The following is a 3935-nucleotide window of genomic DNA, read 5'->3' on the forward strand; positions in this document are numbered from 1 at the left end:
TGTACCTTTTGGTCTTTATGGGCATAAAAATGATATGTGTCGTAATCATATCCTTTTATCTCACCCGAGTACTGAGCGCTGCTGTGGCCTTTATTGAACTCGACATTTATATCCTTACCAGCAGCAAAGCCCGTTGAGGTCAGCAGTGCAAAAAGAAAAACGGCTTTAGTTATACCCTTGATTTTCATATGTGATCTCCTCTGTCAGGGGGATAAAGATGAGTTGTTATAATATAACAATATCTCGCTGCGCTTTTCCAGGAACTTTTCCGGTAATCCGGCTGGAGTTGCGGTAGTTCTCAAAGCTAATAATGAATCATGACATCTTGTTGAAGGCTATCGGAGGAATCGGTATATGATGCGGCTTCCGGGGCGTTGCTATTTATTACACTTGCAGGAGAATATCGCCTTGTTATTCCGAAGGAAATGACAAATAACTTAATGAATATTCAATATGGAGAAGAAAATTTCACTTCTCATTGTTGGGAGAAGAATTATGTGTTGCAGCAAATACCTCTTTGGTTTCGGAATTTGAATACTCTGTTTTGTCTGAATAAAAAAGCCCGCTGGTGGAGTGGGCAGAAGAATGATTAATTATTTTTAATAGAAACATTGTGTTTCCTCTAAAACGTATACTACAAAAATATGGAGAAATTATGGAGTAGCTGTCAGGAGGCTACAGAATCGCCAGGTGTCAATACAAAACAATACATTTCTTTACATAGTTGTTTTTTTATGAATACTACTAAGGGAGGATTAACGAAATGAAATAAGCAGGGTATGTATGAATATATTTGAGCAAACACCACCGAACCGTAGACGTTACGGCCTTGCAGCATTTATCGGGCTGATTGCCGGTATTGTCTCAGCATTTGTTAAGTGGGGGGCTGAAGTTCCGTTGCCACCTCGCAGTCCTGTAGATATGTTTACCGCAGCATGTGGTCCTGAATCATTAATCAGGGCAGCCGGGCAAATTGATTGCTCGCGTAATTTTCTCAATCCACCATATATTTTTCTTCGGGATTGGTTAGGGCTGGCAGACCCAAATTCGGCTGTTTATACCTTCGCCGGACATATTTTTAACTGGGTTGGTGTAACGCACATAATCTTTTCGATAGTTTTTGCTGTTGGTTATTGTGTGGTAGCCGAAGTCTTTCCCAAAATTAAACTTTGGCAGGGCTTGTTGGCGGGCGCTTTAGCTCAACTTTTTGTTCATATGATTTCTTTCCCTCTCATGGGACTTACTCCACCGCTGTTTGATCTTCCGTGGTATGAGAATGTATCTGAAATTTTTGGACATTTAGTATGGTTCTGGTCCATTGAAATTATTCGTAGGGATCTGAGAAACAGAATTACTCATGAGCCTGATCCAGAAATACCTCTGGGGACAGCAAGATAACAAGTCTCTCACTTAACTAAATGGCGCAAATTCTGCGCCATTTTTTTATACCGAAGCCAGAGATATCGTGTGCTGAGCGGCGTTTCAAACAGACATTCTTGAATTTGCGACGGTGATTGCACTGCGCTATACAACGTGAAGTTATGATTTACTGCGGGTCAAGGGCGAATCGTTATTGGCGGAAAAAACAACACTGGCGCTCCAGGAGGAGCGCCAGATAAATTACCGACCAAACAGGTCGCGTTTTTTCGCTTTAAACAACTGGGAGATGATTACCAGTATAGCGACAATCAGGTAGGCAACAAAAATACCGAGCAGCCACTGTGGCATTTCCAGCCCTAAAAACTCCCATTGACGTTCGGCGCAATCGCCAGAGGCGACAAACACTTGCGGTACCCATTTATCCAGTGGCAGCCAGTCCGGGAAACGAACCATAAAGTCACAGGTCATAAACGGTGAAGGATAGAGCTGGAGCATGGTGTGCTCGTAAGTTAACTGCACGCCGCGAAATGCGCTATACAGCCAGATAATCATCGCAACATAACGTAGTGGAGTTTTAGGGGCGATAGCGCCAATCAACGCGGCACCCAGAACGCCGAATAACGCGCAGCGTTCATAAATACAGAGCACGCAAGGTTTTAGTAACATCACATGCTGGAACCACAGTGCCGTCAGTTCCAGCGTCAGAGCAGTAAACGCCATCAACAGCCACGCACCCCGGCCCTGTGAACATTGGTTCAAAAATCGCAACATAATAATTTCCCTGCAATATGCATAGAGTGCGCAGTTTAAACCAATTCATTCGTTGCGCCACCAGGGGGAATTAAAAATAGAGCGTAATTGAACAATTATCGGACGAAAAAAACAACCAGGCATAAATATGCCCGGTAAGTTGTTATCAAAGCGTTGCTATCCAACCCAATTGCATAAACCATTCGGTTACAGGTGCAAGCGTAAACTCAACGCAAAACAGCCCGACGAGGGTCAGTACGAGGGTATAAGGCAGGGCCATCCACACCATGCGACCATAAGAGAGGCGAATCAATGGCGCAAGTGCTGAAGTCAGCAGGAACAGGAATGCCGCCTGTCCGTTTGGCGTGGCGACTGAGGGCAGATTGGTCCCGGTGTTAATAGCAACTGCCAGCAGTTCATATTGTTTCAGCGTAATGGCACCGCTCTCCATAGCTGCTTTTGCTTCGTTGATATAAATCGTCCCTACGAAGACGTTATCCGAAATGGATGACAGCAGACCGTTGAAAATATAGAACAACGACAGTTGCGCATGTTCCGATGCCTGCAAGACAAACTGGATAATCGGCGAGAACAATTGCTGGTCGATAATGACTGCGACGACCGAGAAAAAAACCGTCAACAGTGCGGTGAAGGGCAGAGATTCAGTGAAGGCTTTGCCGATAGCATGTTCATCGGTTACACCGGTCAATGATGTCGCCAGAATAATTACCGACAAACCAATCAGGCCAACTTCCGCCAGGTGCAATGCCAGCGCAATCACCAGCCAGACGCCGATAATCGCCTGAACAATCAGACGAATTTTATCCTGACGTGTACGCTGTTGGCGGCTTTGATCGTCAAATTGCTGCAGTACCTCGCGAACTTTCTCCGGCAGCGTTTCGCCATAGCCAAACCAACGCAGTTTCTCTACCAACAGGCACGTTAACAGACCGCAAATCAGAACCGGAACGGTCACTGGAGACATGCGCAGGAAGAAATCGCCAAAATGCCAGCCAGCAGCTTTGGCGATAATCAGGTTTTGCGGTTCGCCCACCATGGTCATCACACCGCCTAATGCGGTACCGACGCCTGCGTGCATCATCAGACTACGCAGAAAACCACGGAACTGTTCCAGAACAACTTTGTAATGTTTGTCGATATGGCTATCGTCTTGCAAGTCGGTATCTTCAGGGCGGGAAGAGACCACACGGTGATAAATACCATAAAACCCGACCGCGACGCTGATTACCACTGCTACTACGGTCAGGGCATCAAGGAATGCAGAGAGAAACGCCGCAGCCATACAAAAAGAGAGCGATAACAGCATCTTGGAGCGGATGCTAAGCAGCAAGCGAGTAAAAATAAACAGCAATAGCTGCTTCATAAAATAGATGCCTGCCACCATAAACATCAGCAGTAGCAAGACTTCAAGATTCGCCGCCACCTCTTCGCGGACATGCCCCGCGCTGGTCATGCCGATGAATACGGCTTCGATAGCCAACAAACCGCCGGGTAGCAGTGGGTAGCATTTCAGGGCCATCGCCAGCGTAAAAATAAATTCTGCTACCAGCAGCCATCCTGCAACAAAAGGGCTGATGAAGAAAATTAACGGGTTAATAATTAAAAAAACGATGAGGGCAAGTTTGTACCAGTCAGGTGACTGACCCAAAAAATTGCGCCATAACGCGCGGCCCCAGGAGATCTCCATGATGGTTTCCCTTACCTTAGAAATAATCAATGATGTTTTTATGTTAGAACACAAAGCTTAACGGTCAGGGGGGAGTGAGGCAAGTCTTTGTATGGGT

At 45.9% G+C, this 3935-nt stretch carries 3 protein-coding genes and 1 pseudogene; 1 reads left to right on the forward strand and 3 read right to left on the reverse strand.

The window, feature by feature from the left end; all coding sequences use genetic code 11:
- Positions 1 to 188 (reverse strand): annotated as a pseudogene (gene pliG, locus EA14781_RS21860) (g-type lysoyme inhibitor PliG); the annotation flags it as partial.
- A 595-nt stretch (positions 189 to 783) separates the two neighbouring features.
- Here pliG and EA14781_RS21865 point away from each other — a divergent pair.
- The gene (locus EA14781_RS21865; protein ID WP_001019911.1) at positions 784 to 1398 is read left to right on the forward strand and encodes a YagU family protein; all 615 of its coding nucleotides are present in this window, start codon (positions 784 to 786) and stop codon (positions 1396 to 1398) included.
- Positions 1399 to 1620: 222 nt separating this feature from the next.
- Here EA14781_RS21865 and dsbB read toward each other — a convergent pair whose 3' ends face one another.
- A complete protein-coding gene (gene dsbB / locus EA14781_RS21870; protein ID WP_000943466.1) occupies positions 1621 to 2151 on the reverse strand; it encodes a disulfide bond formation protein DsbB in 531 nt (176 codons plus the stop codon).
- Positions 2152 to 2296: 145 nt separating this feature from the next.
- Complete coding sequence (gene nhaB, locus EA14781_RS21875; RefSeq protein ID WP_000406418.1) at positions 2297 to 3838, reverse strand: Na(+)/H(+) antiporter NhaB; 1542 nt, start codon at positions 3836 to 3838, stop codon at positions 2297 to 2299.
- Between the last annotated feature and the right edge of the window lie 97 nt (positions 3839 to 3935).

It is taken from the genome of Escherichia albertii NBRC 107761 = DSM 17582, assembly GCF_000759775.1.
GTDB classification, from domain to species: Bacteria; Pseudomonadota; Gammaproteobacteria; order Enterobacterales; family Enterobacteriaceae; genus Escherichia; species Escherichia albertii.

Bases quoted from the DNA above. Each gene is read 5' to 3' on its own strand.
- dsbB (WP_000943466.1), bottom strand. From the start codon at position 2,151: ATGTTGCGATTTTTGAACCAATGTTCACAGGGCCGGGGTGCGTGGCTG.
- nhaB (WP_000406418.1), bottom strand. From the start codon at position 3,838: ATGGAGATCTCCTGGGGCCGCGCGTTATGGCGCAATTTTTTGGGTCAG.
- EA14781_RS21865 (WP_001019911.1), top strand. From the start codon at position 784: ATGAATATATTTGAGCAAACACCACCGAACCGTAGACGTTACGGCCTT.